We start from the raw sequence: 25,650 nt of genomic DNA, 5'->3' as shown, positions 1-25,650 counted from the left end.
TGGACCTGCGACCCACGCAGAATCCGAGGACCACTCGCAGAGTATCCCGGTGCCCTTGCCGTCCTCACACCGGATCCGATTCCGAGCGGGGACTCCGACACAACGGTCGCGGAGATGAAGGAGGGGGCCACCGCCTTCGGCTGGTGGCCCCCTCCTTGGCTCGGGCCGCGGGCGCAGCCACAAACAGGGGTCACGAGAATCCGACACCCCGCTCAAGCGCCGTACCTCACATGCCATCGAGCAGGCATGAACGGCGGTTCCCCCAGGAGCAGGAGCCGTCCCCGGGCGGGCCCGCCCTCACGTCCTGCTCGGCTGGATCATCTTCCGGCCCGCGGTGCTTCCGCCGTCCACGCTGATCGACGCACCCGTCATGTACGGGAAGTCGTCGGACGCGAGCCCGAGCACGGCCCGCGCGATCTCCTCCGCTTCGGCCATCCGCTCGAAACCGTCGACGTTGAGCGGCCCCCAAGCCTGCTTGTACTTCAACCAATCCGCGTCCGGAATGCCCGGCGGGCGGACGAAGGGGGTGTCGGTGGTACCGGGCAGCAGGGCGTTGATCCTGATCCCCTTGGGTCCGTACGCGAGGGCCGCGGACTTCACCAGACCCTGCACCGCCCTCTTGCTCGCGGTGTACGCGGCGCTGTTCGGCCGCGCCTGTTCGGCCGCGGATGACGAGGTGCAGATGATGACGCCGCGCTGCGCCCTGAGCATGTGCGGAATCTCGTGCTTGATCGCGAGGAACACTCCCCGGGCGTTGGTGGCCTGGACGTCGTCCCACTCCTCGACGCTCATCTCGTGGGGCAGCTTGCCGCCGCCGATGCCGGCGTTGTTGAAGGCGACGTCGATGCCGCCGTAACGGCTCGCGACCCGGTCCACGAAGCCGCGAACCTGGTCCTCCACGCGTACATCGGCCTCGATGTACGCGGCTTCGCCTCCAGCGTCCCGGATCTCGCGTTCCACCTGGCGCCCCAACTCGGCTCGCCTGCCGCAGAACCCGACGTGGGCGCCCTCCAGGGCGAACGCCCTCGCCGCCGCCCTGCCTATGCCCGAAGTGGCACCCGTGATGAGCACGGACTTCCCGTGGAAGCGGCCGGCCTTGTCACGGGACCTCGACGGGTCGCCGGCCGCGTGGGCGGTGGTGCCGAACGCCGCGATCCCCAGCCCCAGAGCGGCCGCACCACCGAGGACGGACCGCCGCCCCCTGGCAGGGGATTCCGCGTCGGCGTCGGAGCTCGTGGAGGTATGCGCATTGGTATCCATGCCGATCACTCTCGCCTTCCGACCAGGGGCCCCGACTCCCTCCACGGGCCGAACATCCCGGCCGGTGGGAGGAGTCGGCCTCCTCCCACGGCAGGACCCGGACGCACCGGCGTCCGCCTATCGTGGGGGAGTGAACAGAGCTTGGATCGAGCCCGCGTTCGACAGAAGGTTCGCCGGTCCGCGCATCCTGGTGCTCGCCGGTGTCATGGTCGGCTACGTACTCCTACTGCAGCGGCCGTCCGGGACAGGGGACCGGGCCCTCGCCGCAGTCGGTCTCGCACTGTGCCTGGCCGCGGGGAAATGGCTGTTCGGCGCGCTCCTGGCGCAGTCCGTCCTGCTCGTCGCCGCACACGCGCTGGGCGCGAGCACCGTCGCCTCGTTGAAGGTGCTGGCCGCCGTCACCCTCTTCGAGCTCGCGGTACGGCAGTCGGGACGCCGCCTCGCCGTCGCGGCGACGGCACTGGCACTCGCCGTCGCCGTGAACCGCTTCGAGGACCTGCCCGGCGAACTCCTGCCTGTGCTCTACAAGATGGGGATCGTCGCGGGTCTGCCGCTGCTCCTGGGCGCGTACGTACGCGTGACCCGCGACGCGGCGGCGCACGCCCGTCAACACGCGCGGCAGCAGGAGCTCCGTGCCGAACAACAGCTGCTGGCCGCCCGCGCGGCGGAGCGCACCACCATCGCGCGCGAGTTGCACGACCTCGTCGCCCACCACGTCTCCTCCATGGTGCTGCGCGTCGGGGTGGCCCGGCACGTCACCGCGGCCACCGGCACTCCCACCGACCCGCGGATCACCGAGGTCCTCGACGACCTGCACGCCAGCGCCGGCGCGGCACTGACCGACCTGCGGCGCCTGGTCGCCGTACTGCGGGCCCCGGACCGGTCCGGTCCCGGCACCGGCCCCCTGGTCGAGCCCGGAGCGCTACCCGCGGCTTTGGAGTCGGTCGTGGAACACAGCCGCCGGACGGGCCTGACGGTAACCGCCTCCGTCGATCCCCGCCTCGCACGGCTCGACGCGGTACGTGGCCTCGCGGTCCTGCGCCTGGCCCAGGAGGGCCTGGCCAACGCGGCCAAGCACGGCGGACCCGGCGCACACGCCGAGCTGGCCGTACGGGTGGCCGATGACGCCGTTCACGTGACGATCCACGACGACGGCGCCGGCAGGGCCCGGCCACCGGCCCCCGGCCCTTCCGGACACGGCTTGATCGGCATGCGCGAACGGGTGGACCTGCTCGGCGGCCGACTCGACGCGGGCCCCGCCGCCCAGGGCTGGCGGCTCACGGCCGAACTTCCTTCCCTCGCATCCGACATGGAGCCCCACCTGTGATCCGCATCCTCGTCGTCGACGACCAGCAGCTCGTCCGCATGGGACTGCGCATGCTCTTCGAGCAGGCGCGGGACATCGAGATCCTGGGCGAGGCGGACAACGGCGCGGAGGCCGTACGACTGGCGGAACGCCTGACCCCCGACGTCGTCCTCATGGACCTGAGAATGCCCGGCATGGACGGCATCACCGCCACCCGCCGCATCCTGTCCGCACGCCCCGCCACCCGGATCGTCGCCCTCACCACATTCGACGACGACGACCACCTGTATCCGGTGCTCGCGGCCGGAGCGTGCGGTTTCCTCGTCAAGGACACCCCACCGGCCGAACTCCTGGAGGCCGTACGCCGGGCCGCCAACGGGGAGGCGCCCTTCAGCCGGGACGTCCTCGACCGCCTCGTCGCCCGCGCCCTCCACACCCGTTCCTCCTCGGACACTCCGACGGCGACGGACACGCCGGCGCCGGCCATCACCCCGCGCGAACGGGAGGTGCTCGGACTGCTCGGGGTGGGCCTGTCCAACAAGGAGATCGCCGACCGACTGCACCTCGGGGTCACCACCGTGAAGACGCACGTGGCCAGCCTGATGGCGAAAACGGGCCGGGACAACCGCATCCGCCTCGCTGTCCTCGCGGTCCTCACCGGCATCACCCCGAACTGACATCGCTTCGTGTGCGCGGCCGAGTTGAGCGGTTCGGGCCAGGCGGGACTTCCAAAACACGCCCTGGTTTCGATACGTGGAGGCGACGAGGATCAGTCGGGCAGCGCCACGGTGAGGTCCACTTCGATGAGCTGCCCCGTGAAGCCGAGTTGCGCAACACCCAACAGCGTGCTGGCGGTGGTGAACGCCGGCCCGAGAGCCGAGTCGGTGAGCCGCCGCCAAGCGGCGCCCAGATCGTCCCTGTCGTCGCTCCGCACGTAGATCACCGAGCGCACCACGTGATTCGGCTCGGCACCAACCGAAGCCAGGGCAGCGAGCGCGTTCGCGACAACCTGGTCGACTTGCGGCTCGAGCGATCCGGCACCGACCAGGGAGCCACTCCGATCGAGAGGGCACTGCCCCGCAAGGTAGGCCGTACGACCGCTCTCCACCACGGTGATGTGGTGATAGCCGGGCGTCTCGTGCAGCTGCTCGGGGTTGATACGCGTGATCTTCGCAGTCATGCCTGAGAGTTTGACCGGCCCCGCTGCCGGTTCGCATCACAATTCGTTCCACCGAGCAGCACCGGCGGCACCTCAAAGGCCAAGGACCACCCCAAACCTCCCACCGAGGGCATGGGCAAGCCCGCCGCGGTCCTGGGCAGGAGGTGGGGAGAGGCTTGGTTCGTGAGCTGGACCGGTCCGGTCGAGATCGCCGCCGGAGTCGGAACCCGTCATGTGTCCGTCCGATGGCCTTGGCACGTGGTGGATCCCAAGTCTGCGTTCGGATGGGCAAGCACGTCCTGGTAGGAGGTGAGCCGTCCTTTCACGGGCGGGAGGCCCACGGCCGTTCAAGCATTGGGCGGGATCGCGAGGACCGGAGGGACGGCGGCCCCCGGAGTCGGGAGCGCTGCCACGATCGGATGGTCCCGTTCGATCGGACCGAGCTTCGCGCTGCTGCCAGGGGCGCCGAGATCGGAGAAGAACTCGGCGTTGACGGTGTTGAAGTGCTGCCACTCCTGAGGCGTGTCCTCCTCGAAGAAGATCGCCTCGACCGGGCACACCGGCTCGCAAGCTCCGCAGTCGATGCACTCGTCCGGCTGGATGTAGAGCATGCGCTCACCCTCGTATATGCAGTCGAGGGGGCACTCATCGATGCATGCCTTGTCCTTGACATCCACACAGGGCAAAGCGATCACAAACGTCATCGAACTGCCGTCCTCTCAGGTGGTTCCTGCTTGCCGTTCCAACGCAGCCGACCGTATGGCCTCAAGTAGCCTTGAGGTCAACAGGAGGCCTTTCATGACGAGCAATCGTTCCGGCGCCGTCCGGGCCACCCCGGACGACTGGCTGAGCATCGGCGAGGTGAGCGCCCGCACCGGGGCGGCCGTCTCCGCCCTGCGGTTCTACGAAGAGCTCGGCCTGATCGCGTCCGAACGCGACGATCGCAACCAGCGTCGCTACCCTCGGCACATGCTGCGTCGTGTCGCGTTGGTCTCGGTGGCCAAACGGATCGGCATCCCGTTGCAGGACCTTCGAGAGGCGTTCGCTGACGTACCGCTCGACCGTCCGCCGAGTCACCAGGAGTGGCAGCGTGCCTCGCGGAGCTGGAAGCGTCGACTGGAGGAGCGTCGCAAGACCATCGAGCGGCTTGAGGCCGAGCTCACCGGATGCATCGGATGCGGATGTCTCTCGATGAGGGCGTGCGCTCTGCTGAATCCGGGAGACACGCTCGCCGGGGACGGGGTCGGCCCCCGACGGCTGTGAGACGGCGCGTCGCACCGGAGAGTTCGCGCGTTCACTGCACGGAGCCATTTCCATCCTGATCAGTCGGCGGGTTTCGGGGCGACGACGGCTCGGACAGTGGCGGTTGTCCGGGTAGCGCTGCAACGGAGGCTCCGCGAGTGGTACGGGCGTCCGTGCATGCACCGCCATGGCGGAGCGCGCGAACCCGCAGTTCGGTACCCGGAGACGATCAGTGGGCCTTTGCCGCCTCGGCACGGGATTCGCGGGAGGACCACGGCCTGAGAGCCGATGAGGATGGTGCTGCTCTCGCGCCCGATCCAGGTCCGAAGTTGTCCTGATCGGGTCCTAGGGTGGTCGCATCGTGAGGGACCGTATGAGAGGACGAGGCTGATGAGGCACACCGCGCCCGAGGGGTACACCAGCGTTGCACCGTGGCTCGTCACCGATGACACCGGTGCGCTGCTCGACTTCATCACTGCCGCGTTCGGTGGCGAGGAGATCGCACGGGTTCCGGTCGAGGACGGCTCCATCGGTCATGGTGAGATCCGTGTCGGCGACACGGTGGTGCTGGCCTTCGACCGACGGCCCGACTGGCCGGTGATGCCCTCGCTGTTGCGGGTCTACGTCCCGGACGCGGACGCCGCCATGGCCGCTGCTGTTGCGCACGGGGCGCAGGTGATCACCGAGGTCGCTGACAGCGCGTGGGGGGATCGTGGCGGCCGCGTGCGGGATCCGTTCGGCAACTTCTGGTGGGTGGTGAGCCGGGTCGAGGACGTCGAACCGGACCGCGCATGGGAGCGCATGTCCGAGCCGAAGTACGCCGAGGCGATGCGCATGGCCCAGGAGACGCTGGACGCCACACTGAGCGGCCGGGAATCAGGGGTGGCGAGCGCCCCACGGCGCCCGACCCACTGAGCCTCTCCGGGCTCGTGGTGTGGAGCTTTGGACACCGCCTCGGCGCCGATCCCGCGATGGTCCCCGGAACCCAGCCGCACTCCTACACGTACGAGACCGACGGGGTCCGCGTTTTTCACGTCACTGACCGGTGCGGATCTCGTCGATGTGCTGCGCCAGAGCCTGTGTCTCCGCGATCAGCTGCCCGTGAGCCTTCTTCTGCTCCTCGGCACCCCGGGCCCTGAACCCCTCGCTGAAGTGGGGTTGGAGCTGGGTCCACCAGCCGTAGTCCAGCATTGCCCACGCCTGCGGGCAGAGGGGGGCGCGGGTCTTCGGGAGATACCCGCTGTCGACCAGGGACCGCTGGTACTTCTCCGGATCGCTGCCCTCCAGGTAGCACAGGAAGTTGAACGCCCTCTGCTGGGTGACGGGGTGGTCGCTCGACATGCCCTCCAGGGTCGGCGTGCCTTCCTTGCGTGCGATCTCGTCGAAGAGGATCGCGGCGGCCAGCGACGGGCCCGGCCCGACCTCGTTGACGGTGTAGAAGGACGCGAAGCCGTCCGCCGCGTCCTCTTCGAGACCGAGGTTGGCCAGGAGGAGCTGGCGCTGCAGGGCATGGCCCATCTCGTGGCCGAAGATGAACTCGGTCGACAAAATGGTCAGGCCGTCGGTGTTGTACTCGGACGCAGGGAACGGGGCAGGCCGCTCGACGGTCTTCACGACGTCGGCGAGGGCCTTCTCGATCTCGGTCAGGAACGGCGGCGGGACGAAGATCGTCCTCCCGTCGGGCTGGGTGACGGCGTCGGTGACGCCGGGTGGCACGGCGGCGGTGACCCGCACGACCAGGTCGTGCGGCAGGGTGAGTGATCTGTTCACCCAGTCGGCCGTACGCTCCAGTACGCGGGAGTTCCGGATCAGTGCCACGGCCTCACGGTCCTCCGGTTCGACCGTTCGGGGCTCGTAGACGACGGTGACTTTGCCGGAGCGCGCCACCTCGGGGCGGGGCCCTGCTCCGGGCCCCTGCCCGGCGTCGTGGACCTCGCCGCCGCACCCGGTCGAGACGACCCCGGCGAGGAGCAGCGCAGCGGACAGGACGATGCGCGCCCTCTTCGAGCGACCGGTGGTGTTCGGCATCCGTGTTTGGCTCCCGTCGAGTTTCCCCGCACTGATCCTCCGGCCGCCCGCAGTCGGGTGCCCGTCGAGCCGCCCGTACGGGGGACCGTTCGCCGTGCGGGCGACCTTCGGGAGGCCGCCCGGACAGGTGGGCGCCGTTGCGACGAGCGATACATCGTGCGAGCAGGGCGACTGCCATCACGCCGCCCCCCCCGAGGTGCCCATGGCGCAGACCACCGGAGCGCGGTGGGGCCACGGATCCACGGGGCGATTCCTTGTCGGAACGACTCAGTGGGCGCCGGGGACGGATGGCCCGTCGCCTCGGCGGTCCGGGGGTCGAGAGCAGCGGCGGGGCCCGAGCGGTTACCGAGGGACGTAGCTCTCGATGTGGTCGATCACCGCCGACACGGCATGTCGGTATGCGGTGCTCGACCGGCGGACCTGGGACAGCAGCATGCCCCCCTGGACGGCGGCCAGCAGGGCGGTGGCCAGTGCGGTGACGTCGGCGCCCTCGCTCAGCTCGCCGCGATCCCGCATGCGGGCCAGCCCCGACCTGATGGGTCCTTCCCACCGGTCGAAGGACGCGGCGAGATCGGTGCGGGCCGAGGGGTTGGTCTCGGCGAGTTCGCTGGCGAGCGAGCCGATCTCGCAGCCGCCCACCCACCCCATGGCGTCCTGCCGGTCCGCCGCGCCGGCGCACCAGGCCCGCAGCGCGTCGATGCTGTCCAGGTTGTCCAGCAGGGGGCGCTGCTGGTCGAGTTTGGTGTCCGTCTGAAAATCAACGACGGCCAGGACCAAGCCCTGTTTGTCACCGAAGTAGTGGTAGATCTGCGACGCGCTGACCCCGGCGGCCGACTGGACGTCCGGGATGCTCGTACCCCCGACGCCGCGGTGGAACATCAGTTCCGCGGCGGCCTCGATGATGCGGTCACGGGTCTTCCGGCCGGGCTTGGTGAGTCGGCGCCCCTCAGGCCCTTTGACGTCCGCTGGCGAGTTCATACCTGCACCGTACCGGCATTGGAATTGCCATTCCAATCCTGCGACTTGTAGAACTTGGAGCAGTCATTCCAATCCGTGTCGTCCCGGCCGCTCCAGGAAGGTCCTCATCATGTCCCTCGACCCCCAAATCGATGTCCTGCTCGCAAAGTTGGCCGCAGGAGGCGAACCGGCGCCGGAGAGTCGAACGGTCCAGGAGAACCGCGACCTCGCGAGCAGCCTCGCCACCCTCGCGGGCGACGTCGAACCGGTCGGCAGCGTGCACGACGCGGTGGCCACCGCCGAAGGCCTCGAAGTCCCCGTCCGCATCTACGCCCCCGCCACCGTCCGGCGCTCCGGGCCGCTGCCCGTGACGGTCTTCTTCCACGGCGGCGGATGGGTACTCGGAGACCTGGACAGCCAGGACCACATCGCCCGCATCACGGCCAACCGCTCCGGCACGATCGTGGTCTCCGTCGACTACCGGCTCGCGCCCGAACACCGCTTCCCGGCGGCGATCGAAGACGCGTACGCCGCCCTGACATGGGTGGCGGCCAACGCCGAAAGTTTCGGCGGGGACGGGAACAACATCGCGGTGTTCGGCGAGAGCGCCGGCGGCAACCTCGCCGCGGTCCTCGTGCAGGAAGCCCAGCGGCGCGGGGGACCTCGGATCGCACTGCAGGTACTGGCGTACCCGGCGGTCGACCGGTTCGACGACAGCCCCTCCATGTACGAGAACATGGCCGGCCCGCTGCTCAGCCGCAGCTGGCTCGAGTGGTTCTGGGGCCTCTACCTCAACACTCCCGACGAAGGCGCCGACCCGCGCGTCTCGCCGGCGCGCTCCGACGAGCCGGCCGGGCTTCCTCCCGCCGTCATCGTCACCGCCGAACACGATCCGCTGCGGGACCAGGGCGACCGGTACGCGCGGAAGCTCGCCGACGCCGACGTGCCGGTCATACACCTTCCGATCAAGGGTGCCACCCACGCCTTCTTCTCGTTCACCGGGTCGGTGCAGCTCTCACGGGACGTCTTGAACCAGCTCGGAGATGCCGTGGCCGCGGCGTTCAACGACTGACCCACTGAGCCCGCCACTTGTGAGACGACCAGGGACAGGCCGCCGAAGACCCTGGCCATGGCCCAAGTCCTCACCCGACGGCGTTGATTTCAGCTTGTTCGGTGACGCCTGGCCGATCGGGTCCGGCCGCACCGTCCGGTCGGCGCCGGCGCTTCGCGGTCCCGCCGCGCCAGGAGCTGGAGCCGACGTGGAGGGAGAAGCGCGAGGTGGCAATCGAAATCACCCGGAGCCGGCGTGCCCCGCAGGTCGACATGCTGAGGGCCCCTAGTCTTTTCCCGCCTGGGCCTGCGCCTGCGCCTGGGCCTGCGCACGGGCCGAAGACCGGCAGGGAAACTCGGAACCGGCGCAGACTGGACCGGCCGTCAGGAGTGCTGCCATGGCCCCCGTGGAGAATCCGTCCGTGCCGGGCGAACCCGGTCGTAGTCCTGGGACGGCGACGCTGGTGCTCCTGTCGTTCGCCATGCTGATCGTCTCGCTCGACCAGTACATCGTGGTCGTGGCGCTACCCGACATCGCGCGCGACCTCGGCTACTCCGCCCGGACGCTCCAGTCGGTCATCAGCGCCTACGCCGTGGCCTCGGCCGGGTTCCTCCTGCTCGGCGGACGTGCCGCGGACCTGCTCGGCCGCCGCCGCGTCCTTGTCGCCGGCCTCGCGCTCTACGCCGGGGCGGCATTCGTGGGAGGACTCGCGACGGGCCCCGGAACACTGCTCGTCGCCCGCGCGGTCCAAGGCCTCGGCGGCGCCCTCGTCTTCCCCACCACCCTGGCCCTCATCAACACCACGTTTGCCGAAGGCCGCTCCCGCAACCGCGCATTGGGGATCTGGGGAGGGGCGGGCGCGGCGGGACTCGTCATCGGTGTACTTCTCGGCGGCCTCCTGACGCAGGCCTTCGGCTGGGAAGCGGTCTTCTTCGTCAACGTCGCGCTGGCCGGCCCCGCATTGCTGCTCGCCTTCGTGGTGATCCCTCGGGACGGCGAACGCGAGAAGGGACGCAAGTTCGACCTGCCCGGCGCACTCAGCATTTCCCTCGGCGTCACCCTCATCGTGTTCGCCCTCGTCCAGGGTCCTGGATGGGGCTGGTTCTCGCCGGGCATCCTGGGGAGCGCGACAGCAGGTCTCCTGCTGATCGGAGCCTTCGTCGTCATCGAGCGGCGTAGCTCCGACCCGCTCATGCCGCCCCGGCTGCTCTCCAACCCCAACCTGGTGACCGGCGTGGTCATCGCTTTCATGTTCATGGCGACCTTCGGCTCCGTGCTCTACTTCCTGTCCATCCACTTCCAGGAGGTGCTGGGCTACGACGCCTTGCAGACCGGCGCCGGCTTCCTCATCCCCACAGCAGTGGTGGTGGCCGGTTCGACCATCGCGGGCCGTCTGGTGACGCGCTTCGGCCTCAGGCGCACACTGGCCGGAGCCCTGGCCGTCGGTGCGCTCGGCGCGGTCGCACTCGGCCTCGCGATTTCGCCCGACGGCACGTATGCCGAACTCGTCCCCGGCCTCGTGGTGCTCAGCGTCGGCGACGGGGTGGTCTTCACCGCCATGTTCATCGCCGCCGCCACCGCGATCCCCGACCGACAGCAAGGCATCGCCTCGGGCATCGCCTCCACCGGCTCGGGCACGGGCGCAGCCGTGGGACTCGCCCTCCTCGTCCTGGTGGCGACGGCGGATCTCGACGGCCTCTCGGGCGAACAGTTGCGCATCGCCACCGCCGAGGGAATCAGCAACACGCTCTTCGTCGTGGCCGGCGGAATCGCCCTGACGTTCCTCGTGGCCGTGACCCGATGCCCGACCCCCACAGAACCGCTCCCCACCCCGGTGCCGTACCAGACCCGCCGCTGCTGACAGCGGCCCGCCGGCTCGTCGGAGATCAGCAGGCCCGCGGAGCGGAACAGACCAAGCTCCGCCGGGGTCCGGCGGCGGATGAGCCGGGTTGGGACCACCGGCTCAAGTCGCTGCGGACGCGGCGGGACAGGCCTCGGTCCTGTTCAGCCGGCACCGACGGGACGCAGGCGCCGGCGCAGCCCCGCTATCGAAACGCACACTCTCGCCTTGAGGGTCCGGCCCGGTTCACCCGGTCGTCGTACGCGGTGCAGGATCTCGATCTGCGCACTGCCGTCGGTCTGGTGCCCTACACGGACGGCACGAAAGACCGTCACTGGGTTCTGACCGATCACGAAGATTCCGAACGCCTGTCGACCGGCCGGATCGGCCCGTCGGCGCATCACGGACGGCCGGGCGGCGGTACGGGTACGGCTCACCCAGCCCGGGCCGGCCACCGCTCGGCGCGCACCGTCTCCGACGTCTCCCGGATCGCGCCGTCAGCGACGAGGAACAGGCAGCGGTCGAATGCTCTTCCGCCGCACGTGCTGGCCGATCGGGCTGAAACCGGGGAGACTCGGGCCCTGTGGACATGGGGATCTCTGGTTTCAAGCCGTCGTTTCTGGTCGGCACCGAACTGGTTCGGCACGCGCACGGGCCACGGCTGGCGGAGCTTGCCGGCCGCAGACTCACGCGGTTCGCGCTGGTGCGCTTCGCCGAGGACGATGACTGGTATGCCGACTGCCCGGTGCTGCTGGACTTCGACGACGTGCAGCTGGAGGTGTGCCACTCGAAGTTCGACGAACTCTCGATCGGCTGGGACACGATCGACACCACGGTGGCCGTCACCGGATGGGAGTGGTTCGAGCTCACGCCCCGGTGGTCAAGCCGTCATGAGCTCATCGAGCCGTTCGTCGGCCAAGAGCTGTACGAGGTCGCGCTGCTCGAATGGTGCCCGGCAGCCGCCGACCTGGCGGCCGGATCGGTGGCTGTGGAGTTCGTCTTCGGCGGAGGCCGTCTGCGGATCGTCAATGGTCTCGATGAGAACCGCATCGAGGTCGGTGCGGCCCCGCCTGAATACGTCCGGTACCCGTTGAACCGTTGAATGCGACGGGCAGCGGCGCGGTCACGGCGGCCGTGGTCCGGGCCGGGCGCGCCGTCGCTGTGCCCCGGGGAACCTGTCGGGCAGGCGGTACAAGCGGCGACGCGAGCGTGGGTGACCTCGACATGCCCCTCAACAGCATGGCGCGCACGTACGGCCGGTGGAGGGGGACGATGGGATGGGAACGAACGCAGGAGCCGGTCCACGGCCCGGCCTCGCAGGAGGCTGCGGCCGTAGGAGGCCGGAAGGAGTCCGGAGCATGGATGCCACCGAGCCACTGCGCGGCGATACCGACCGGGTGCGGACCGCCGAGTCCGGGGCGGGCGGCCTGCTCGATGTGCTGGGTGTGGCGGCCGTTCTCCTCGATGCCGAAGGCCGCATCGACCTGTGGAGCCCGCAGGCCGAGGACCTGTTCGGTTACACCGCCGAAGAGGCGCTCGGCGAATTCGCGGGCCGCCTGCTGATCCATGAAGAGCACCTGGCGCTCGTCCTGGACATGTTCGCGCAGGTCATGGAGGGCAGGGGCAACTGGGTCGGCACTTTCCCCATCCGGCACAAGGACGGCAGCACGCGCATGGTCGAGTTCCGCAACATGCGGCTGCTGGACTCCCAGGAGGATTACTACGCCCTGGGACTGGCCGCGGACCAGGCGACGGTACGGCAGGTCGAACGCGACCTGGCCCTATCCGCTCGGCTGGTGGCCCAGTCGCCGATCGGACTGGGCGTACTGGACACCGACCTGCGCTACGTCTCGGTCAATCCCGCGGAGGAGCGACTCAACGGGGTGCCGGCCGCCGAGCACATCGGGCGGTACGTCCATGAGGTGCTGCCCGCCGTGGACGCGTCCTTCGAAGCGGCGATGCGCGAAGTCCTGGCCACGGGCATTCCCATCGTGGATCAGTACACCGTCGGCCGTACTCCTGCCGACCCGGATCACGACCATGCCTGGTCGATCTCGTTCTACCGACTGGAAGCCCCGAACGGAAATGTGCTGGGCGTGGCCACCTCCAGCGTGGATGTCACCGAGCGTCACCGCGCGGTCGAAGAACAACGCCACACCGCCCTCACCCTCCAGCACAGCCTGCTGCCGCACACACCACCGTGGCGTCCGGGCCTGGAGGTCGCCACACGCTACCGGCCCGCCCAGGCCACCATGGAGATCGGCGGCGACTGGTTCGACGTGATCCCCCTCAGCGGCGACAGGACCGCTCTCGTCGTCGGCGACGTCATGGGGAGCGGAGTCGCAGCCGCAGCCACCATGGGCCAGCTGCGCACCGCCACCCGAACACTGGCCGATCTCGATCTCGACCCTGCGCAGGTCCTGCATCACCTCGACCACGTCACCGAGGGCCTGGACACCATCGCGACCTGTGTTTTCGCGGTCTATGACCCCCGAACCGCGCAGATTCACCTTGCCCTCGCCGGGCACCTGCCTCCGGTTCTCTCCCACCCGGACGGCAGCCGCGAGTTCCTCGACCTGCCCACCGGCGCGCCGCTGGGCGGTTGCGGCGTTGCCTTCCACTCCAGCAGCCTCGCCTTCGGAGCCGGCGAACAGCTGGTCCTCTACACAGACGGTCTGGTCGAGACCCGCGACGAGCCGATCGACGCCCGCCTTGCGGTCCTCCTCACCGCCCTCAACGACCCACACCGTTCATTGGACGCCACTTGCGATCAACTTCTGCAAACCTTGCGCCACCCGGGAGACCACGACGACGTGGCCCTACTGATCGCCCGGGCCACGCCGACGGCGGGACCGACTGGTTGAAGGAGTATCGCCGCCGCTGACCGGGGGAGTGGCCGGGTGGACATGAGCGGGATGCGGAAGCCTGAGCCCGGTGAGCGCAGGTCCCGGGCGGCGAGGTTTTCGTGCCGCAGCAGTGGTCCGGGTGCCGCGCCACCGCGATCAGCTGGGCAGCGGGAGAGACGAGGAGCGCGTCGGCCACGCACGACAGCGGAGGACTCCGGATACGCCCCACCCGGATGCAGGCAGGAACGCCGGATGGTACTCGTCATACCGTCCAAAGCCCGTCGAGCGGGCGTACAGTGAAATGACCGGAAGCACTTCGCACACCGGCTTTCACGCGGGTGTCGTTTCCGGCGATCGCCTAAAGACCGGGCTGCTGACGGGCAGCCCGGGGGCAGGTCCGCATCATGACCACCACCGTTGACCGGACCGCGCCCCGCGACCTCGCCACAGAGCTCCCGGCACGCTTGTCCCTCACCCCGAAAACCATGCTCGCCGGTCGGCTGGACGGGGCCTGGTGGCCCCGCTCCCGTGACCTCGTAGCTGAGCTTCCAGCGCTCGCCGCCGCCCTGGAGGAATCCTGGGGCCGCGTCACGCGCGTCACCGTGAACCCCAGCCGCTGGCCCGTCGTACCGCACACCGTCGCCGTCGACGGGCGCACGCTGCACGTGGGCTGGTTCACCGAACAGGACCCCGACAAACTGATCCTGCTGTCCTACCGCGTCGGACGCTGGGACCTCCTCGTCATACCGCCCGAGACCGAGCCCACTGCCGCGGCCCGGCTGATGTCCGCCGCCGCGGTCCCGGGGAGCGTCCTGACCGCAGGCGTCCTCATGGCCAACGAAGCCGCCATCGGACGCGGTGTCCGCGATGCCCAGCGCCAGGAAGCCGGCTGGGAGGGCGAGGGCGGGGCCTGCATGTCCCCCATCGGGATTCCGATGGAGCGAAGAAGCCCGTCGCTGCCCGGGATCGAATGGAGTTGAGCTCAGTGGAGACCCTCGTCCTCATCGCCGTGATCATCCTCGTGATCGGCATCGGCATGCGCCTGATCCACCTCCTCAACGCCCAGCACGACGCACGGATCGAGGCCTACCGCTTCAGCGACCCCCTGCCGAGACCTCCCGGCCTGCCGCACGACACCGGTAGCGAAACCCACCGCACGAACACCATCCGGTGACCTAGGCATCCAACGGACGGACCTACCTCCGACCAGGGGCAACGGACGGGGCGCCACAGCGTCCGGCCCCGTCGTCTCCCCTCCCACTCCGAAAGGGAACCCGCTCACGTGAACCACATCCAGACCCAGCCCTCGTCGTCGCTCGGGCACGCCGAGGTCCGGATCATCGCGCGGACGCCCGAAGCCGCCCGAGCGGTAGCGCAGGCGCTGCGCCACTGCTTTGCCGGAGCGGAACAGCGCAGCTATCCCGGCCCCGACGGTGGCACCCGCCTCCACCTCACCGTGGACACGGCCACGCCTGCAGGCCCCGACCGATCCCGGCCGGCCGCCGGACCTACCCCGGTCGGCGCCGGTGCCCACTCCGACGAGGTCTGACCGGAAGGGCCCTCCGTGCTCGCGGGTCCGGCCGTTCCGACGCCTGGGGGATGCCAGGAGCTGATGGTTCACCGAGCAGGGAGCGCGAGGGCCGGGTGGTCCAGGGCGACAGCCTCGCTACTCAGTGTGCGGGTGCACCGAACTCCGCGTGCTGCGTATGGAAGGCGTATTCCGCGTCGTCGTCCGATGCCGGGGCCGAGAACACTATTCGGCGCGCTTCGGCCCGCGCTTGGGACATGAGCCGCTCGAACTCTTCGTCGGTCATCGCACTCACCTCAGGAAACTCTCTCGCATCGATGATTCGTGGCCCACGTGCCAACGGATTGGATGGTGAACCCCTACCGGTCCCAGGCGCGGGATCGGTGGTCGTGGCCGCCCGGTCGGCAGTGACCGTCGCAAAGCGGAAGGGGAGGGGCAGGCTTCGATCAGTCGGCCTGACTACGGGTGGCACGGCCTACGTCATCGAGCTCCGGACCGTCCCGGAGGTGAGGGAGCACGCGCAGGGCAACGCGCCGGGCGACGCCCCCGTCATGGCCCAAGGCCCGGCCGCTTGTGCCGCCGTTCGCCGACGTCGTGACCTCCGGAGCCGGCCGCCGGCGGGTCGATGCCCGCAACGTCGTACACGGGAATGCCGTCCCGTGCCTGAGTCGGATTCGCGCCCGGCCTTTCACGAGAGCCCGCGGGCCACGCTCGGGCGGGACGGCACCCCCGGCAGCGGAGCCCGGTAGGCGCCTCCTCGATATGGCGACGGGCCGCACGTGCGATGCGCACGGGCCGTCAGCGTCTGCGGTGACCTGCTGGATCGTGCTGCCGGCCCGCGCGCGCGGAAGGCGAACCGCGGATCGTGGGTCGCTACCCCGCCTCCTTGACGCAGGTCCGGTCCCTCGCCGGCAGCTTGCCGGTGGCCAGGTACCGGTTGACCTGGTCGTCCACGCACGCGTTGCCGTAGCGCCCGAAGAGGGCGTGCCGGTTGGCGCCCTCCAGGGTGACCAGCCTGGAGCTCGGCAGCTGCTTGCGCAGCTCGACGCTTCCCTTGTACGTCGTACGCGGGTCACCGGTGGCGGCGACGATCAGTGCAGGGGCATCACGCCGCACCCGGGTGGGTTCTTCGCGCGGCGAGTCCCAGAAGGCGCACGGGTTGATGTTGTTGGTCAGAGCGCCGAACAACGGGTGCGCGCTGCGATTGCGCTCGATGTCCCGCCAGTAGAGCTCGGGATCGCGCGGCGCGGCCACGTCCCCGCAGATGACGGCGGACTGCGCGCCGGTGGGCTCGCCCTCACCGCGCAGCACGTAGCGGAGCTCCGGGACGAGCATCGGCGGCACCGCCGTCGGCTGGCCCTCCGCGGCTTCGGCCAGTACGGAGACCAGCTCGCCGAACGATGCCCGCGCCGGGGCGGTGTCGTCCGCGATGCCCGAGAAGAGGAGCAGTGGCACTTGGCTGTCGTCGATCCGGAAGGCATCGGCGCCGGCGCCGATGGTCAGCGGCCCGCGCGCGGCCGCCGCGACGACGCGGTCGACGGCGGCGAGCACCTCGGCACGGCTGCGACCGAGGCCGTAGGTGTCGTGGTGCTCCGCCGCCCAGGCGGCCCAGTCGGACAGCGCCTTCTCGTTCGCGTGCTCGGTGCCCTTCAACAGCCGGGGGCGGTAGTCGCTCGGGTCGATCGCCCCGTCCAGCACCATCCGGTCGTGTCGGCCGGGGAACATCTGCGTGTAGACCGTGCCCAGGTAGGTGCCGTACGAGTAGCCCAGGAAGGAAATCCTCCGCTCGCCGAGCGTGCCGCGGATGACGTCCATGTCGCGGGCCGTGTTGCGCGTGGTGATGTGGGGGAGCACCGCGGCGTCGGTGGCCCGGCACTTGTCGGCCAGGCTCTTCTGCAGGGTGACCTGGCGGTCGAAGCCCGCCCGGCCGGCGCCGGCGGACAGCCAGGTCATGCCCACGGGCAAGCCGCAGTCCAGCGCGGTACTGCGTCCGATGAAGCGCGGGTCGAAGCCGACGATGTCGTAGCGCGCGCCGACCTCCTTCATCGACGCGCGGGCCTGCGGCGGGGACTGGAGTCCGGGACCGCCCGGACCGCCGTTGTTGAGGAGGATCGCGCCGATGCGGTTGCGGGAGTCGGTGGCCTTGAGCCGGGAGATCGCCATGGTGATCGTGCGCCCCCTGGGGTCGGCGTAGTCCAGGGGCACGGTGACGTCAGCGCATTGCACGCCCGCCTGGTCCAGATCACGGCCCGTGGTGTCGTCGGGGCCCTTGGTGCAGCTGCCCCAGCCGAGGTGCTGACGGTAGTACCGATCCAGTCCGTCCCCGGGGCTGCCCTGGGCGGGGGTCTCGGCGGCCGTGGCCAGTACGGGGGAGGACGTGAGGCAGGCGGCGAGAGTGAGGCCCACGGCCAAGGCTCGGCGTGCGGTGGGGCTGACAGTGGCCAATCGGCCTTCTTGAGCATCGTCCGCTTGGTGTGATCGCATGCCCCGAGGCTAGGAACCCGCCCCTGTACGGCACATCACCCAAGGGCACGAGGACCCCGGTCCCGTCCACCCCCTGGCCCGGGACCTGCGGCCCGGTCCGGTCTCCTCCTTCGGGAGGAGACCGTCTGCGGGGCCGCGCTGGGGGCCCTACCGGCCGCACGCCCTGCCGCAGGGGGAGATCGCCCGCACTGGCATGCTGTCAGGAGTTCTTCGGCTCCAGAATCGAGGCAGCCCTGTGTCCACTCCCCAAACCCTCTTGCTCTTCGCATCGATCTTCACCGTCGCGGGATCGGTCGTCGGGGTCGTCGCCTCCCTCAAGATCCGACGCGTCCGGTTCCTGCTGAGGGAGGGCAGTACCGCGCGGGGCGTGGTGACCCGTCTCGAGGAGACCCGGATCGCGCCGGCCTCGGATAGCGGTGGCACCAGCCGGAGCGTCGGAACCACCGTGTACTACCCGGTCATCGCGTGGAGCACGGGCGACGGCCGCGCAATGGAAACCAGGACGAACATCGCTCGGCCCAAGGACCGGACCCTTCGCGTCGGTGCTCGCGTCGAGGTCCGCTACGACGAGGCGGACCCGTCACGCTGGATCCTCCCGGCCGAGGGCACCGCCTTCTGGTGGCTGTTCACCGTACTGGGCGCGCTGTTCGTCGCGTTGGGGCTGGGGTTCGCCATAGGAGGCCTGTCGTAAGGGGCCTTGCCCTGGTTGGGGCTTGAGCCGACGCGATCGCCGTCATGGTGGCACCCGGGCACGATCCAGAGGTAAGTGAAGTCAGTGAAGTCCAGGACAGACGGATCCCGCGTCCGGCACACCGAAGATCCCGGTAACGATGGCGCGGAGGCCCTCCAGCCTTGAAGTGGAGCCCCTGAGTCGTTTCCCCCTGCCGTTCACCGCCTTCGGACCCTGGCTTGCCGCCCCCCCCACCACGGGAGCACCCACGTCGTGCCGACTGCGCACCCCTCGACTCAGGGAGTTGGCGGCTGGGCAAGGCAAAGTGCCTGGGCAAGGCACCTGCGAGGCAGGGTTGCCCACTACGGACGGAGCGTGGCGGTAGGTCCAAGGCCTGCCCGCCGAACTGACGTTGATGGTGTGGCAGGGTGGTGGGGCAGGCGGCCCTTCGGGGCCCGTGAACGTGAGAAGGGGTATGCCATGAACGAGGCCGAGCTCAGGACGCTGTTCGCCGAGATGGACACGGACGGTGACGGGCGGATCAGCATCGTCGAACTGGCGGAGAGGTTCAAGGCCGAGGGAGCCCAGGGACACCTCTCCGAAGAGGTCAAGAAGGCCATGGTGGCCGACGCGAACCACGACGGCGTCCTCGACTTCGAAGAGTTCAGCACCCTGCTGAAGTAGCGGCGGGCCTGACAGCCTGGGCGAGCCTCAGGGGAGCCTGGGCCAGTCGCCCGTGGGAATGCCTGCCCGCCATGCTGAGGGCGCCGGCGCCCGTAGCGCAGGATGCCGGCGAAGATTCGTTCCCGAACACCGGGTTCGCCGGCATCCTGTCCGTCGCGGACCGGGATGCAGGCGCGACCTGAGAAGGGACCGGCGACCCCCACCGGCTGAGTACCGACGCCGCGCGAGCCCGTCGGGATCACGTGGGCGTCGTGCGCCCGACGGCCCGGTTCCTGACGCACGCTCACCCTCACCACCCCCAGGTCGCAACGCGCCGTCGCGCGCAGGGGCAGTCACCCCGAGCCCAGGACCGGTTCGCCTGTCCTCCGGCGGCCCGGACCCAGTCCGGCGACGGCTGTACGTCGATACTGGTGGCCTGTCGTGGCCCGGGGTGATCCCGGGCTGTATCAGGGGCGGGGGCGGGCCGCGGTGTCGAGGTAGAAGGCGTCGATGCTCTGCACGGCCTGCTCGAACTCGTCCAGGTTGACGGGCTTGGTCACGTAGGCGTTGGCGTGGCTGCTGTAGGCGCCGGCGACGTCGTCGGGGGCGGAGGAGGTGGTGAGGACCACCACGGGGATGGTCTGGAGGTTCTCGTCCGCCTTCAGGACGCGGAGCAGTTCGCGGCCGTTCATGCGCGGCATGTTGAGGTCGAGGACGATGAGGTCGGGGCGGATGCTGCCCGGGGTGCGCAGGTGCTCCAGCGCGGCGATCCCGTCGGTGACCTGGACCAGGTTGCGGGCTCCGCGTTCGGACAGGGCTTCCTCGATGAGCAGGGCATCGGCCATGTCGTCCTCGACGAGGAGTACGTCGAACGGCCGGGCGGGGGTGGTCATCATCGGATGCTCCGTGGGAGTGGGTGCTTCGTCGGTGTGGTTGAAAAGTCCCGGCCAGCGCCGGCGAGCACCTTGCCGGGTCATGCCGCAGGCGGCGCCCAGCTGTGGGTAGCCGGCCCCCGCGCGGGCGGCCGCTTGCGCGGCCTCCCGCTGCAGCCGTTCCGTTGCCTGCCGGAGGTGATCCAGCAGGTGCAGCACGGCCAGGGCCCGCGCCGGATCATCCGGGGCCGGATGGGCGGGGCTTTCCAGCAGGTCGAGGGCGAGGCGCCGGGCGATGCTGCCGACCGCCGCGTCCGCGGCCGCGGCGGTCTCCTGCGGACCGGTCCGCAATACGAAATCGTTGCCTGGCATACCGGGCACTGTAGACCCCCGGGCCGGCCCTGGACAACACAAGTTGTCGTCGGCCCTCTAGAGTGTGCGGGCCGCACTCCCCCGACGAGGACGGCTTCTACTTCGGAGGGGTGCATACGATGACCGGCGATCAAGGACGTTCGCGCGCACGAAGGTTCGCCAACTGGACGACCCGGCGCTGGCTGCGCGTCGGCGTGTCCGCCGCCTTGGTGATCCTGGCCCTGCTGGGCATGACCGGGGCCTGGGTGCTCGGGCGCACCGCCTCCCTGAGCGAGGAGCTCGTGGACACCCGGTCTCCCGCACTGACCACCTCCTTCCGCCTGGAATCGGCCCTCCTCAATCAGGAGACCGGCATCCGCGGCTACGGCCTCACCGGCACGACCGAGTTCCTGGAGCCCTATCAGAAGGGGCTCGCCGAGGAGAAGGAGTTCACCACCCGGCTCCAGGAACTGCTGCGCGGCGACCGTGCCGGTCTCGCGGACCTGAAAGCCGTGCAGGACGCGGTCGCGGTATGGCAGGAACGGGTCGCCCGGCCGATCGCCGCCTCACCGGCGGGACAGCCTTCCGCGCTGGCCTCGGAGCTGGCCGCGGAAGGCAAGACGACGTTCGACCCGCTGCGCGCGGCCATGACCGCCCAGCAGGACCGGTTGCGCACCGACCGGGCCCAGGCCAGGGAAGACCTGTTGGCCATGATGACCTTGCGCAACTGGGTGTTCGTGACGATCGCCGCAGTCATCGTCCTCCTCGCCGTCCTCGTCTTCGAGGGGCTGCGCCGCGGCATCACCACCCCGCTGGAACAGCTCGGGACGGACGCACGGACCATCGCCGGCGGCGACTTCGACCACCCCATCACCTCGACCGGCCCCGCCGACCTCCGGCATCTCAGTGGTGAGATCGACTTCATGCGCCGACGCCTCGTGCGGGAACTGGCATTCACCGAGGAGGCCAGGCAGCGCCTCGACGCCCAGGCCGCCGACCTGCAGCGCTCCAACGCCGAACTGGAGCAGTTCGCGTACGTCGCCTCCCACGACCTCCAGGAACCACTGCGCAAGGTCTCCAGCTTCACCCAGTTGCTCCGACGACGGTACGGGGGGCAGCTCGACGCAAAGGCCGATCAGTACATCGACTACGCCGTCGACGGCGCCAACCGGATGCAGACCCTCATCAACGACCTCCTGGACTTCTCCCGCGTCGGCCGGGTCCACCAGCAGCTCCAGCAGGTCGAGTTGGACAAGGTGTTCGCGCGGTCCCTCTCGTCCCTGGAGGTGAGCATCGAGGAGTCGGGGGCGAGCGTCACCTCGGACCCACTGCCGATCATCGCGGCCGACCCCACCCAGATGGGCATGCTCTGGCAGAACCTGATCGGCAACGCCGTCAAGTTCCGCCGCCCGGACCAGGCCCCGCGGATCCATGTCACTGCGGCTCGGGAAGGTGACCTGTGGCGGTTCACGGTCACCGACAACGGCATCGGCATCGACCCCGAGTATGCCGACAAGGTCTTCGTGATCTTCCAGCGGCTCCACACCAAGGACGCGTACTCCGGCAGCGGAATCGGCCTCGCCATGTGCAAGAAGATCGTCGAATTCCATGGCGGGAAGATCGCAGTCGACCCCGACCACCGGGACGGCACCCGTATCACGTTCACCCTCGCCTCCGAGCCGGCGACGCAGGGGGCCGTGCCCCCCACGATGCCCGAGGCGACCCGCGCCGGCGCAGAGCCCCAGCGATGACCGCGACGCCCGACCCCGTCCGTCAAGAGCCGCTGTACCGCATCGAAGAGCCGCATTGCCGCGACCTCCTCGCGGAGGACGAAGACGGCGACGCCCTGCTCGTCGAAGAAACTCCTCCACGACACGGGCCTGCGGTTCGAGTTCACCAAGGGGACCGACTTCGCCGAGGCGCGCCGGCCCACCCAGAACCTGCGGGTGCGCGAGTGGAGGTCCGGGACAGCCGAAAGGCACCGGTGCGCGCGGGCGGCAACTGCCCTTGCCATGCGGTCGGGTGTGCCACGATCTGAGCATGCTCGATCACATTTCGCTCCAGGCGGCGGACCCGGCGGCCTCAGCTTCCTTCTACGACCGTGTCCTCGCACCGCTCGGTGGCAAGCGGCTGATGGAATTCGGCCAGGTGATCGGCTGGGGTGCCACCCAGCCGCGATTTTGGATCGGCCCGGTGACTACGCAGGGGGCGGTGCGCGAGCTTCATGTCGCGTTCGCTGCGGCCGACCGGGCCCAGGTGCGCGCGTTCTTCGAAGCGGCGGTCGCGGCGGGCGCGGAGGTTCTCCACGAACCGAGGGCGTGGCCGGAGTATCACCTCGCCTACTACGGGGCGTTCGTCAGGGATCCGGATGGCAACAACGTGGAAGCGGTGTGTCACCGGCCCGAATAGCCGGTTCGATCGACGGCCGGCGTACCGGAGATCCCTGACCCGGGAGCCGGCCGTCAGGTGGGCGTCGCCGGCCGCGGCGGTCCCGACGGTGCGGCGGCGGGGCTCCTTGCCGGGCCGCCGCTTCCGTCAGCGGCTGTTGGGTGTTGCCGGTGTTCCGTGGCGGGTCACTGTGCGGGCAGGCGCGGTGTGCGCGCGGGTTCCGTGCGCCTGGTGCCGGTCTTCTCGAATGCCGCCGCGAGGGTGAGGAGGGTGTTGTCGTCGTAGGCGCGGCCGGCGAAGGTCAGCCCGACGGGCATGCCGGTGTCCGTCATCGTGCCCATGGGCACGGTCACGGTCGGGATGCCGAGGTGGCGGGGGACCAGGTTGCCGTTGGCGACCCAGACGCCGTTGCGCCAGCCGAGGTCGGCGGACGCCGGGGAGACGTCCATGTCGGCGGGCCCCACGTCGGCGACCGCGGGGAACACCACCGCATGCAGACCCAGTGCGTCCATCCACACCTCCAGGTCGACCCGACGGGTTTCCTCAAGGCCCCGCAGCCCCTGCTGGAGGTACGGCATGTCGGTGAGGGACTCGTACGGGCGTTCGCGCACGATGCGCGGGTAGTCACCGATGGTGTCGTCGAAGCCCTCGTAGCGGTCCGGCAGTTCGCTTTCCTGCTTGGGCCAGATGCGGTCGCCGTCGACATTCGCCAGGGTGGGAAGCGCCGGGTCGCCGTTGGCGCGCAGGAAGTCGTCCCAGGCCCAGGCGGAGAGGTCTTCGATCTCGAAGGTGAGGTAGTCGCGGCCGACCAGCCCGCGGGTGAGCAGTGAGGGTGCGCCGGGCCGGTCGGACTCGTAGTTCGACACGACGGGGAAGTCGACCTCCACGACCTCGGCGCCGGCGGCCTGCAGGTCGCGGCGTGCGGCTTCCCACAGGGCGATGACCGAGGGGCGGGTGTCGACCGGCTGTCCGGTCTGACCGCCGATGCCCCCGGCGGGGTTCGTTCCGGCGTCGGGGTCGGCGTTGATGTACATCCTGGGTACCCCGACGCGCTTGCCGGCGAGCGCCTCGTGGGCGGCCGGGGCGTCGACGGGTGCGAGGGCCGGATACGAGGCGGGCCGTACCTGCGAGGGGGAGGGCAGCGTCACCCACGGCTGTGCGCGCCACAGGTCGCCGCGGGTGTGCGGGTCGTCGGCGACGATCACGTCGAGGAGTTCGAGGAGGTCGGCCATGGTGCGGGTGTGCGGGACGACGACGTCCATGGTCGGGACGAGCGGCCAGTTGCCGCGGACCGAAATGACGCCGCGGCTGGGTGTGTAGGCGCACAGCGCGTTGTTGGAGGCGGGTGCCCGGCCGGAGGACCAGGTTTCCTCGCCGAGGCCGAACGCGCCGAACGACGCCGCCGTCGCGGTGCCGGACCCGTTGGAGGAGCCGGAGCCGTAGGCGCTGGTGAGCCAGTCGGCGCTGTACGGGCTCTCCGCACGGCCGTAGACGCCGCGCTGCATGCCGCCGTTCGCCATGGGCGGCATGTTGGTCAGTCCGATGAGAACTGCTCCGCCCGCCCGCAGCCGCTCGATGGCGAAGGCGTCGTGCTGGGCGACGAGGTGCTCGAACGCCGGCGAGCCGGCGGCGGCCGTCAGTCCCTTGGCGAGGTAGCTGTCCTTGGCGGTGTAGGGGATGCCGTCCAGCGGGCCGAGCGTCTCGCCGCGCGCCCGGCGCGCGTCGGAGGCCCGCGCCTCCGTGTGGGCGTCGGGGTTCATCACGACCATCGCGTTGAGGGCGGTGGCCGTGCCGGGCCGGTCGTACGTGTCGATCCGCGCGAGGTAGGCGTCGAGCAGCGCGACCGCGGTGGTCCGCCCTTCTTCCAGCGCCGTGCGCAGGTCGGCGATACAGGTTTCCACAACATCGAATCCGCGCGTCATGAAGGTCTCTCCCTGAGGGTTGCTCGCACAGGCGGCGGCTGGGGGCGCACCGCTCGCACAAACGGCACGCGCTCCACGCTAACTAGATTTTCAGTCTAGACTAGGAATCTAGATTCTCGGAAGTAGACTTGGAGCCTGGATTTCCGTAACCGAAAGTGAGCTCATGGCTACGTCGCAGACCGGGCCCGCGCTGCCCGAGCGCCTCATCCCACCGCGCGACGGGGTCGGGTCGGCGGATGTCGAGGCGGAGGCCGTTTCCCGGCCCGCCGCCCGACTCACGGCCGACAGGAAGCGTCAGCGCAGTGGGGACGAGGCGCGCGGGCGCGCGATGAGGGCCGCCATCAGCGTCATCGCGGAGAAGGGAACCGCCGGCATGCGGATGTCGGACATCGCCGAGCGGGCCGGTATGAGCACCGGGCACATCCTCTACCACTTCGGTAAGAAGGACCGGCTCCTGCTCGAAGTCCTCGCCTGGAGCCAGGCGGACCTCTGGGCCCGATTCCAGGAGGCCGCCGACCGGGCGGCGTCCCCGGCCGAGAAGCTCGATGTGTTCGTCCGCCACTACCTGCCCCGCCACCAGGGCGACGAACGCTACGCGCTGTGGACGCAGGTGCTGGCCCAGCGCCACGACGCCGAGGGACGCCACATCCTCACCGCGCTCCTGGACGGCTGGGACGAACGGCTGGAAGCCATCCTTCGCGAGGGTCGGGACGTGGGCCAGTTCGCCGACGTCGACCTTCCCGAGTTCACCATCCGGGCCGTGGCCATGCTGAGCGGTCTCTCCGAGGACGTGATGTTCGGACGGTCCCGCTGGCAGCACACCTCCGCGCACACCTTCGCCCTCTCCGCCCTCGAACGCGAACTGCGTCCACCCGCTGAGGCATGACACCGCGCCCGACGAGGCCTGGCGGGCGCAAGTGGGTACACGGCCGTGGGCCGAACCTCAGGAGAGGTCCGGCCCACACGATTCCGTCAGTGTCGTTTCGGTGGCTACTTGGGCATGAGGACGGTGTCGACGATGTAGACGTTGGCGTTGGCGGTCTTCACGTTGCCGCAGACCACGTTCGAGGTGTCGTTGACCTT

The 25,650-nt window shown here is 69.9% G+C and carries 25 protein-coding genes and 1 pseudogene; 16 read left to right on the top strand and 10 right to left on the bottom strand.

The features are described 5' to 3' along the window. Positions 1-297: 297 nt before the first annotated feature. On the bottom strand, positions 298-1,260 hold the full coding sequence (locus ACFVS6_RS14950; protein ID WP_389703915.1) for an SDR family NAD(P)-dependent oxidoreductase: 963 nt from the start codon (positions 1,258-1,260) through the stop codon (positions 298-300). A gap of 130 nt (positions 1,261-1,390) precedes the next feature. On the opposite strand from ACFVS6_RS14950, the gene ACFVS6_RS14945 reads away from it, so the two are divergent. Both ACFVS6_RS14945 and ACFVS6_RS14940 read left to right on the top strand, forming a co-directional pair. Further along, positions 1,391-2,587 (top strand): sensor histidine kinase, encoded by a 1,197-nt coding sequence (locus ACFVS6_RS14945; protein ID WP_389703913.1) that lies wholly within the window; start codon positions 1,391-1,393, stop codon positions 2,585-2,587. Beyond that, on the top strand, positions 2,584-3,243 hold the full coding sequence (locus tag ACFVS6_RS14940) for a response regulator (protein WP_389703911.1): 660 nt from the start codon (positions 2,584-2,586) through the stop codon (positions 3,241-3,243). Before ACFVS6_RS14945 ends, ACFVS6_RS14940 begins: the two co-directional genes overlap by 4 nt. Before the next feature lie 92 nt (positions 3,244-3,335). Here ACFVS6_RS14940 and ACFVS6_RS14935 read toward each other — a convergent pair whose 3' ends face one another. After that, positions 3,336-3,746, bottom strand: a complete 411-nt coding sequence (locus tag ACFVS6_RS14935) for a RidA family protein (RefSeq protein ID WP_389703910.1) — start codon at positions 3,744-3,746, stop codon at positions 3,336-3,338. A 326-nt stretch (positions 3,747-4,072) separates the two neighbouring features. Beyond that, on the bottom strand, positions 4,073-4,429 hold the full coding sequence (fdxA, locus tag ACFVS6_RS14930; RefSeq protein WP_389703908.1) for a ferredoxin: 357 nt from the start codon (positions 4,427-4,429) through the stop codon (positions 4,073-4,075). Positions 4,430-4,523: 94 nt separating this feature from the next. Here fdxA and soxR point away from each other — a divergent pair, with 94 nt between their 5' ends. After that, positions 4,524-4,988, top strand: coding sequence for a redox-sensitive transcriptional activator SoxR (gene soxR / locus ACFVS6_RS14925; protein WP_389703906.1), 465 nt, complete (start codon positions 4,524-4,526; stop codon positions 4,986-4,988). Positions 4,989-5,357: 369 nt separating this feature from the next. Beyond that, positions 5,358-5,882: a VOC family protein gene (locus ACFVS6_RS14920; protein ID WP_389703904.1), complete on the top strand. Its 525-nt coding sequence runs from the start codon at positions 5,358-5,360 to the stop codon at positions 5,880-5,882. A gap of 120 nt (positions 5,883-6,002) precedes the next feature. On the opposite strand, the gene ACFVS6_RS14915 is transcribed toward ACFVS6_RS14920, so the two are convergent. Then, a complete protein-coding gene (locus tag ACFVS6_RS14915; RefSeq protein WP_389703902.1) occupies positions 6,003-6,995 on the bottom strand; it encodes a DUF4344 domain-containing metallopeptidase in 993 nt (330 codons plus the stop codon). Between the two features lie 342 nt (positions 6,996-7,337). Next, positions 7,338-7,973, bottom strand: a complete 636-nt coding sequence (locus tag ACFVS6_RS14910) for a TetR/AcrR family transcriptional regulator (RefSeq protein ID WP_389703901.1) — start codon at positions 7,971-7,973, stop codon at positions 7,338-7,340. Positions 7,974-8,082: 109 nt separating this feature from the next. Here ACFVS6_RS14910 and ACFVS6_RS14905 point away from each other — a divergent pair, with 109 nt between their 5' ends. The 7 genes from ACFVS6_RS14905 to ACFVS6_RS14875 all read left to right on the top strand — a co-directional run bounded on the left by ACFVS6_RS14905 (position 8,083) and on the right by ACFVS6_RS14875 (position 15,238). Continuing rightward, positions 8,083-9,024: an alpha/beta hydrolase gene (locus ACFVS6_RS14905; RefSeq protein WP_389703899.1), complete on the top strand. Its 942-nt coding sequence runs from the start codon at positions 8,083-8,085 to the stop codon at positions 9,022-9,024. Between the two features lie 376 nt (positions 9,025-9,400). After that, a complete protein-coding gene (locus ACFVS6_RS14900) occupies positions 9,401-10,864 on the top strand; it encodes an MFS transporter (RefSeq protein WP_389703897.1) in 1,464 nt (487 codons plus the stop codon). 568 nt (positions 10,865-11,432) lie between these two features. After that, the gene (locus ACFVS6_RS14895; RefSeq protein ID WP_389704193.1) at positions 11,433-11,945 is read left to right on the top strand and encodes a hypothetical protein; all 513 of its coding nucleotides are present in this window, start codon (positions 11,433-11,435) and stop codon (positions 11,943-11,945) included. Positions 11,946-12,201: 256 nt separating this feature from the next. Then, positions 12,202-13,707 (top strand): SpoIIE family protein phosphatase, encoded by a 1,506-nt coding sequence (locus ACFVS6_RS14890; RefSeq protein ID WP_389703895.1) that lies wholly within the window; start codon positions 12,202-12,204, stop codon positions 13,705-13,707. A 386-nt stretch (positions 13,708-14,093) separates the two neighbouring features. Beyond that, entirely contained in the window at positions 14,094-14,669 is a 576-nt protein-coding gene (locus tag ACFVS6_RS14885) for a DUF5994 family protein (protein ID WP_389703893.1), read from the top strand. A 5-nt stretch (positions 14,670-14,674) separates the two neighbouring features. Beyond that, positions 14,675-14,863, top strand: a complete 189-nt coding sequence (locus tag ACFVS6_RS14880; RefSeq protein ID WP_389703891.1) for a hypothetical protein — start codon at positions 14,675-14,677, stop codon at positions 14,861-14,863. A gap of 108 nt (positions 14,864-14,971) precedes the next feature. Next, positions 14,972-15,238, top strand: a complete 267-nt coding sequence (locus ACFVS6_RS14875; RefSeq protein ID WP_389703889.1) for a hypothetical protein — start codon at positions 14,972-14,974, stop codon at positions 15,236-15,238. A gap of 121 nt (positions 15,239-15,359) precedes the next feature. Here ACFVS6_RS14875 and ACFVS6_RS14870 read toward each other — a convergent pair whose 3' ends face one another. Together ACFVS6_RS14870 and ACFVS6_RS14865 are read right to left on the bottom strand one after the other, a co-directional pair. After that, positions 15,360-15,503, bottom strand: coding sequence for a hypothetical protein (locus ACFVS6_RS14870; RefSeq protein WP_389703887.1), 144 nt, complete (start codon positions 15,501-15,503; stop codon positions 15,360-15,362). Between the two features lie 587 nt (positions 15,504-16,090). After that, complete coding sequence (locus ACFVS6_RS14865; protein ID WP_389703885.1) at positions 16,091-17,662, bottom strand: alpha/beta hydrolase; 1,572 nt, start codon at positions 17,660-17,662, stop codon at positions 16,091-16,093. Positions 17,663-17,936: 274 nt separating this feature from the next. Here ACFVS6_RS14865 and ACFVS6_RS14860 point away from each other — a divergent pair, with 274 nt between their 5' ends. Beyond that, a complete protein-coding gene (locus tag ACFVS6_RS14860; RefSeq protein WP_389703883.1) occupies positions 17,937-18,392 on the top strand; it encodes a DUF3592 domain-containing protein in 456 nt (151 codons plus the stop codon). A gap of 459 nt (positions 18,393-18,851) precedes the next feature. After that, positions 18,852-19,055, top strand: coding sequence for an EF-hand domain-containing protein (locus ACFVS6_RS14855; RefSeq protein ID WP_389703882.1), 204 nt, complete (start codon positions 18,852-18,854; stop codon positions 19,053-19,055). 446 nt (positions 19,056-19,501) lie between these two features. Here ACFVS6_RS14855 and ACFVS6_RS14850 read toward each other — a convergent pair whose 3' ends face one another. Continuing rightward, positions 19,502-20,278, bottom strand: a complete 777-nt coding sequence (locus tag ACFVS6_RS14850; RefSeq protein WP_389703880.1) for a response regulator — start codon at positions 20,276-20,278, stop codon at positions 19,502-19,504. Positions 20,279-20,397: 119 nt separating this feature from the next. Here ACFVS6_RS14850 and ACFVS6_RS14845 point away from each other — a divergent pair, with 119 nt between their 5' ends. Both ACFVS6_RS14845 and ACFVS6_RS14840 read left to right on the top strand, forming a co-directional pair. Continuing rightward, positions 20,398-22,008, top strand: a complete 1,611-nt coding sequence (locus ACFVS6_RS14845) for an ATP-binding protein (protein WP_389703878.1) — start codon at positions 20,398-20,400, stop codon at positions 22,006-22,008. Between the two features lie 289 nt (positions 22,009-22,297). Beyond that, positions 22,298-22,666 (top strand): VOC family protein, encoded by a 369-nt coding sequence (locus tag ACFVS6_RS14840; protein ID WP_389703877.1) that lies wholly within the window; start codon positions 22,298-22,300, stop codon positions 22,664-22,666. 164 nt (positions 22,667-22,830) lie between these two features. On the opposite strand, the gene ACFVS6_RS14835 is transcribed toward ACFVS6_RS14840, so the two are convergent. Further along, entirely contained in the window at positions 22,831-24,567 is a 1,737-nt protein-coding gene (locus ACFVS6_RS14835) for an amidase (RefSeq protein WP_389703875.1), read from the bottom strand. Between the two features lie 163 nt (positions 24,568-24,730). Between ACFVS6_RS14835 and ACFVS6_RS14830 the strand changes: the two genes are divergently transcribed. Beyond that, positions 24,731-25,453: a TetR/AcrR family transcriptional regulator gene (locus ACFVS6_RS14830; protein WP_389703874.1), complete on the top strand. Its 723-nt coding sequence runs from the start codon at positions 24,731-24,733 to the stop codon at positions 25,451-25,453. Positions 25,454-25,557: 104 nt separating this feature from the next. Here ACFVS6_RS14830 and ACFVS6_RS14825 read toward each other — a convergent pair. Continuing rightward, positions 25,558-25,650: pseudogene (locus ACFVS6_RS14825) on the bottom strand (fasciclin domain-containing protein); the annotation flags it as partial.

The organism is Streptomyces sp. NPDC057939, assembly GCF_042887545.1.
Lineage (GTDB): Bacteria > Actinomycetota > Actinomycetes > Streptomycetales > Streptomycetaceae > Streptomyces.
The sequence above is the reverse complement of the archived record's forward strand: the minus strand, read 5'-3'. Positions and strand labels throughout refer to the sequence as shown.

Bases quoted from the DNA above. Each gene is read 5' to 3' on its own strand.
- ACFVS6_RS14915 (WP_389703902.1), bottom strand. From the start codon at position 6,995: ATGCCGAACACCACCGGTCGCTCGAAGAGGGCGCGCATCGTCCTGTCC.
- ACFVS6_RS14935 (WP_389703910.1), bottom strand. From the start codon at position 3,746: ATGACTGCGAAGATCACGCGTATCAACCCCGAGCAGCTGCACGAGACG.
- ACFVS6_RS14885 (WP_389703893.1), top strand. From the start codon at position 14,094: ATGACCACCACCGTTGACCGGACCGCGCCCCGCGACCTCGCCACAGAG.
- ACFVS6_RS14845 (WP_389703878.1), top strand. From the start codon at position 20,398: ATGACCGGCGATCAAGGACGTTCGCGCGCACGAAGGTTCGCCAACTGG.
- soxR (WP_389703906.1), top strand. From the start codon at position 4,524: ATGACGAGCAATCGTTCCGGCGCCGTCCGGGCCACCCCGGACGACTGG.
- ACFVS6_RS14830 (WP_389703874.1), top strand. From the start codon at position 24,731: ATGGCTACGTCGCAGACCGGGCCCGCGCTGCCCGAGCGCCTCATCCCA.
- ACFVS6_RS14920 (WP_389703904.1), top strand. From the start codon at position 5,358: ATGAGGCACACCGCGCCCGAGGGGTACACCAGCGTTGCACCGTGGCTC.
- ACFVS6_RS14950 (WP_389703915.1), bottom strand. From the start codon at position 1,260: ATGGATACCAATGCGCATACCTCCACGAGCTCCGACGCCGACGCGGAA.
- ACFVS6_RS14905 (WP_389703899.1), top strand. From the start codon at position 8,083: ATGTCCCTCGACCCCCAAATCGATGTCCTGCTCGCAAAGTTGGCCGCA.
- ACFVS6_RS14890 (WP_389703895.1), top strand. From the start codon at position 12,202: ATGGATGCCACCGAGCCACTGCGCGGCGATACCGACCGGGTGCGGACC.
- ACFVS6_RS14910 (WP_389703901.1), bottom strand. From the start codon at position 7,973: ATGAACTCGCCAGCGGACGTCAAAGGGCCTGAGGGGCGCCGACTCACC.
- fdxA (WP_389703908.1), bottom strand. From the start codon at position 4,429: ATGACGTTTGTGATCGCTTTGCCCTGTGTGGATGTCAAGGACAAGGCA.
- ACFVS6_RS14840 (WP_389703877.1), top strand. From the start codon at position 22,298: ATGCTCGATCACATTTCGCTCCAGGCGGCGGACCCGGCGGCCTCAGCT.
- ACFVS6_RS14900 (WP_389703897.1), top strand. From the start codon at position 9,401: ATGGCCCCCGTGGAGAATCCGTCCGTGCCGGGCGAACCCGGTCGTAGT.
- ACFVS6_RS14895 (WP_389704193.1), top strand. From the start codon at position 11,433: ATGGGGATCTCTGGTTTCAAGCCGTCGTTTCTGGTCGGCACCGAACTG.
- ACFVS6_RS14835 (WP_389703875.1), bottom strand. From the start codon at position 24,567: ATGACGCGCGGATTCGATGTTGTGGAAACCTGTATCGCCGACCTGCGC.
- ACFVS6_RS14850 (WP_389703880.1), bottom strand. From the start codon at position 20,278: ATGCCAGGCAACGATTTCGTATTGCGGACCGGTCCGCAGGAGACCGCC.
- ACFVS6_RS14870 (WP_389703887.1), bottom strand. From the start codon at position 15,503: ATGACCGACGAAGAGTTCGAGCGGCTCATGTCCCAAGCGCGGGCCGAA.
- ACFVS6_RS14855 (WP_389703882.1), top strand. From the start codon at position 18,852: ATGAACGAGGCCGAGCTCAGGACGCTGTTCGCCGAGATGGACACGGAC.